General features: G+C 60.2%; 2 protein-coding genes and 1 pseudogene. 2 read left to right on the top strand and 1 reads right to left on the bottom strand.

The annotated features are described in order from the left end of the window. A partial coding sequence (locus D8U18_RS12425) for an ATP-binding cassette domain-containing protein (RefSeq protein WP_131107716.1) occupies positions 1 to 950 on the bottom strand: 950 nt, incomplete at its 3' end. A 387-nt stretch (positions 951 to 1,337) separates the two neighbouring features. Between D8U18_RS12425 and D8U18_RS12420 the strand changes: the two genes are divergently transcribed. Together D8U18_RS12420 and glyA are read left to right on the top strand one after the other, a co-directional pair. Further along, positions 1,338 to 5,084, top strand: a complete 3,747-nt coding sequence (locus tag D8U18_RS12420) for a bifunctional diguanylate cyclase/phosphodiesterase (protein WP_241664318.1) — start codon at positions 1,338 to 1,340, stop codon at positions 5,082 to 5,084. A 275-nt stretch (positions 5,085 to 5,359) separates the two neighbouring features. After that, positions 5,360 to 5,508, top strand: a pseudogene (glyA, locus tag D8U18_RS12415) (serine hydroxymethyltransferase); the annotation flags it as partial.

Genomic DNA, 5,508 nt, shown 5'->3' with positions numbered 1-5,508 from the left:
GGACCGGCCGGGATGTAGATCTCGTTGGTTTCGCTGCGCTTCTGGAATTCCTGCGATTGCATTTCTTCGAAGCGTTGCAGACGAGCCTTGGATTTGGACTGGCGGGCCTTGGCGCCTTTGCGCACCCACTCCAGTTCTTCCTTCATGGCTTTTTCGTGAGCCGACTGCTGCTTGGATTCCTGGGCCAGACGATCGGACTTGGCTTCCAGCCAACCCGAATAGTTGCCCTCATAAGGAATGCCCGCGCCGCGGTCGAGTTCCAGGATCCAGCCCGCGACGTTGTCGAGGAAGTAACGGTCGTGCGTGATCGCGACCACGGTGCCCGGGAAGTCGTGCAGGAAGTGCTCCAGCCAGGCGACGGAATCGGCATCCAGGTGGTTGGTCGGTTCGTCGAGCAGCAGCATGTCCGGCGCGGACAGCAGCAGACGGCACAGGGCCACACGGCGCTTTTCACCACCGGAGAGGTGTTCGACCTTGGCATCCCAGGCCGGCAGACGCAGCGCATCGGCGGCGACTTCCAGCTGACGCTCAAGGTTGTGGCCGTCGCTGGCCTGCAGGATCGCTTCGAGCTTGGCCTGTTCAGCGGCCAGTTTGTCGAAGTCGGCATCCGGATCGGCGTAGGCCGCATAGACCTCGTCCAGGCGCGCCTGGGCGTCCTTGATCACGCTGACCGCTTCCTCGACCACTTCACGCACGGTCTTGGTCGGATCAAGTTGTGGCTCTTGCGGCAGATAACCGATATTCAGGTCCGGCATCGGACGCGCTTCGCCGTCGAATTCAGTGTCGACGCCGGCCATGATTTTCAGCAGCGTGGATTTACCCGAGCCGTTTAACCCGAGTACGCCGATCTTGGCGCCCGGGAAGAACGACAACGAGATGTTTTTCAGGATTTCCCGCTTCGGCGGAACAACTTTACCCAGCCGATGCATGGTGAATACGTATTGAGCCATGGAGAACCTTGGGTCAGTGACTATGAATGATTGGAGCGCAGGCGATGCCCGGGCCAGACCGTGCGCGTTCTACGCTTGTCGAGGGCAATGCGTGCGCGCTGAAAGAAGTCTGATTCTAGGAGCTGGAACGCTCCCGCGTAACCGGCAAAGCTACCTGAATGACAGGTGGCCGTCCAGCCGAGCGGGGCTGGCACTTTGCCACAACTCAAGGCATGCTAGCCGCCCTTCGGGCGTCCGGCTTATAGTGCACGTCGCGCCAGTCCAGCCAAACCGCAGGATTAAAGTTTGTCCAACGTCCCTTCGTCCCTGATCACCAGTGGCCCCACTGCGGCGCCCGGCTCGCCCCTGCGCGGCACCCTCAAAGGCGCGCTCGCGACACTGGTGCTGATGCTGCTCGCCCTGATGTTCTGGCAGCTCCTGGATCAGTTGCGCGAAACCCAGAAAACCCAGCGCCAGTACACCATCGACTACACCGCTGACCTGGCAGCGCAAGTCAGTCTGAACATGGCGCTCAACGCGCGGATCGCCCTCAATCTGCTGCCGATTGTCGAACAGCCGCAAACAGCCGACGAACAGCAGGAGTTGCTGCGCAAGCTGCAAAAGTCCCTGCCCGATCTGATCAGCCTTGCCTTGCTGAGCCCCTCGGGCAGGATCCTGAATGACAGCGCCAGCAACAGCGAAGATGCCGACTATCTGGCCGAGCTGGTCCGGCGCAGTCGTGCCCAGCCTCATTACTTCAGCAATGCCATCGATGGCTCGGTGGTGCACCTGTTGCTGCATCAAGCCAGCGGCAGTACCCGCGGCTATTGGGCCCTGCGCCTGAAACCAACGTTTTTCACGACCTTGACCAAGCTCAATGAAGCGGGTGACCGGCCATTGTGGCTGGTGGAAAACCGCTTCAATCACCAAATCATCAGTCGTGATGAATCACTGCCGCTGGTCAATCCAGGCACGCTGACCCAGGACGATCTGACCAACAGTGTGCTGACGGTTCCCCTGAGCAGCAGCGACTGGCAACTGCGCGGCCTGTTCGATCGCCACCGCGTGCTCGAAGAACTGCTGCCCGCCTTTATCGGCAAATGCCTGCTGGGGCTGGCCTTCTCGATGCTGCCGTTCATCGTTCTACTGAACATGCGCCGCCGCCAGCGCCAATTACATGAAGGCCGGCGCCGCTATCAGGAGATTTTCGAGGGCACCGGTGTTGCGCTGTGCGTGCTCGATGTGGCCAGCCTCAAGAACGTATTCGACAAAGCCCGATTGCACAGTAACGAGCAACTGCATACCTGGCTTGCCGATCCGGAACAACGTCGGCAATTGCTGCAAGAACTGCGGATTACCGAGGTCAACCAGGTGGCCCTGCAACTGCTCAATGTCAACACCACCCAACAGGCCTGGGACTTGCTGATAGACGGCAACCCGCTGGACGGCAGTGCCATCGGTAATAAGGTGCTCGAAGCGCTCCTCAACCGGCAGGAGCAGCTGGAACTGGAGATCAAACTGCAGGACGCCACAGGCCGCGATCAGCACCTGTGGCTGGTGCTGCGCCTGCCGCAAGACCTGGCCGACTATAAAGCGGTAATCCTGAGCATCACCGACATCACCAGCCGCAAACTCATCGAGCTGTCTTTGCAAGAGCGCGAAGGGTTCTGGTCGGATGTGGTGCGTACCGTGCCCGATCACTTGTACGTGCAGGACGTGATCAGCCAGCGGATGATCTTCAGCAATCACCATCTGGGCCAGACGCTGGGCTACAACCGCGCTGAACTGCAGCAGATGGGCGAGTATTTCTGGGAAATCCTCCTGCATCCCGACGATGCCGACTTCTACCACCGTTCACGCCAGAGCCAGCGCCTGGGTGGTTACAGCCAACTGTTGCAATGCCAATTGCGCTTTCGTCACCGCGACGGTGAATGGCGGCGCTTCGACATTCGTGAACAGGCCCTGGCGCGGGACAAGCATGACCAGGTGACGCGCATCATCGGCGTGGCCAAGGACGTCACCGAACAGATCGAAGCCAGCGAGTCCCTGCGCGACAGCGAGCAGCGTTACCGGATGCTCGCGGAAAGCATCAGCGATGTGATTTTCTCCACCGACAGCCGCATGGCCCTCAATTATGTCAGCCCGTCGGTGCAAGCCGTACTCGGCTACGACGCCGAGTGGATTTTCCAGAATGGCTGGCAATCGACCATTGCCAACCCTCACCAACTGACCGGTATCTACAGCCTGATGGAACGGGTCGGCAAAGCCCTGGACCAGCCCGACCAGTTGGCACTGTTGCGCAACCAGGTGCAGACCCAACTGTTCCTGTTTGACTGCCTGCGCGCAGACGGTCGCAAGATCCCGATCGAGTTGCGCCTGGTGCTGGTCTGGGACGAGCACGGCGCCTTCGAAGGCGTGCTCGGTGTCGGACGTGATATCAGTCAGCAACGTCGCGCCGAAAAGGACCTGCGCATGGCCGCTACGGTTTTCGAGCATTCGACCTCGGCGATCCTGATCACTGACCCGGCCGGCTACATCGTCCAGGCCAACGAAGCCTTCAGCCGTGTCAGTGGCTATGCCGTGGAACAAGTACTCGACCAGTTGCCGAACATGCTGACCGTCGACGAGCAGCAGGAAGCTCACCTGCGTTATGTGCTCATGCAACTCAATCAGCACAGCACCTGGGAAGGCGAAGTCTGGTTGCGGCGCCGCAACGGTGAGCATTATCCGGCGTGGGTTGGCATCACCGCTGTGCTGGACGACGAAGGCGACCTCGCCAGTTACGTGTGCTTCTTCAGCGACATCAGCGAGCGCAAGGCCAGCGAGCAGCGGATTCATCGCCTCGCTTATTACGATGCACTGACGCACCTGCCTAACCGCACGCTGTTCCAGGACCGCTTGCACACGGCGCTGCAAGCGGCCGAACGTCAGAAGTCCTGGGTGGTGCTGATGTTCCTCGACCTGGACCGTTTCAAACCGATCAACGATTCCCTGGGCCACGCCGCCGGCGACCGCATGCTCAAGGAAATGGCGACGCGCCTGCTCGGTTGCGTCGACGATGACGACACCGTGGCGCGCATGGGCGGTGATGAGTTCACCCTGCTCCTGCAACCGCGCGCCAATCGTGAAATTGCCTTGAACCGGGCCATTCACGTAGCGGAACAGATTCTCGCCAGCCTGGTAAAACCCTTCGTGCTCGAAGGCCGCGAATTCTTCGTCACCGCCAGTATTGGCATCGCCCTGAGCCCGCAGGACGGCAACGAACTCAGCCAGCTGATGAAGAACGCCGACACGGCGATGTACCACGCCAAGGAACGCGGCAAGAACAACTTCCAGTTCTATCAGGCGGACATGAACGCCAGCGCCCTTGAGCGCCTGGAGCTGGAAAGCGACCTGCGCCACGCTCTGGAGCAGAATGAATTCGTGCTGTATTACCAGCCGCAATTCAGCGGCGACGGCAAACGTTTGACCGGCGCCGAGGCCCTGCTGCGCTGGCGCCATCCGCGCCGTGGCCTGGTGCCGCCAGGGGACTTCATTCCGGTGCTGGAAGAACTCGGCCTGGTGGTGGATGTGGGTGACTGGGTGATCAGTGAAGCCTGCCGTCAACTCAAGACCTGGCATCAGGCCAGATTGCGCGTGCCGAAGGTGTCGGTGAACATTTCCGCGCGGCAATTCTCCGACGGCCAACTCGGCATGCGGATCGCCACCATTCTCAAGGAAACCGGCTTGCCGCCGGCGTGCCTGGAACTGGAGCTGACAGAAAGTATCCTGATGCGAGAAGTCAGTGAGGCGATGCAGATTCTCGACGGCCTGAAAAATCTTGGCCTGAGCATTGCTGTCGATGACTTCGGCACCGGTTATTCATCGCTCAACTACCTCAAGCAGTTCCCGATCGACGTGCTGAAAATCGACCGCACCTTCGTCGACGGCCTGCCATCCGGCGAACAGGACGCGCAGATTGCCCGCGCGATCATCGCCATGGCCCACAGCCTCAACCTGGCGGTGATCGCCGAGGGCGTGGAAACCCATGAGCAGCTGGATTTCCTCAGGGAGCACGGTTGCGACGAGGTTCAAGGCTACCTGTTCGGCCGCCCGATGCCGGCCGGGCAGTTTGAAGTGCAGTTCAGCAATGATGCGCTGTTCATGTTCGACTGAGACGCCGTGATGAAACAGCCGGGCCTCATCGCTGGCAAGCCAGCTCCCACAATGTCCGTGTCGGTCGTGAATTGATCGTTCCCACGCTCCGCGTGGGAACGATCAACAACACAAGACCCTGTGGGAGCTGGCTTGCCAGCGATGGGGCCGGCACAGGTGCCGCATATCCGGTCATGAAGCCCACTTGTCTGCGACATGATGCCGTTTCATATGCCATCTAAAACCCATTGGGTTAGAATGCCCCCCTTTTCCGCCCCCGATCCTTGAGGACCGCCATGTTCAGCCGTGATTTGACTATTGCCAAGTACGACGCCGACCTTTTTGCCGCCATGGAGCAAGAAGCTCAGCGTCAGGAAGAACACATTGAGCTGATCGCTTCGGAAAACTACACCAGCCCTGCGGTGATGGAAGCTCAAGGCTCGGT

This window comes from Pseudomonas sp. Sample_10 (assembly GCF_004321495.1).
Taxonomy (GTDB): Bacteria; Pseudomonadota; Gammaproteobacteria; order Pseudomonadales; family Pseudomonadaceae; genus Aquipseudomonas.
This window is presented reverse-complemented; position numbering and strand designations above follow the sequence as displayed.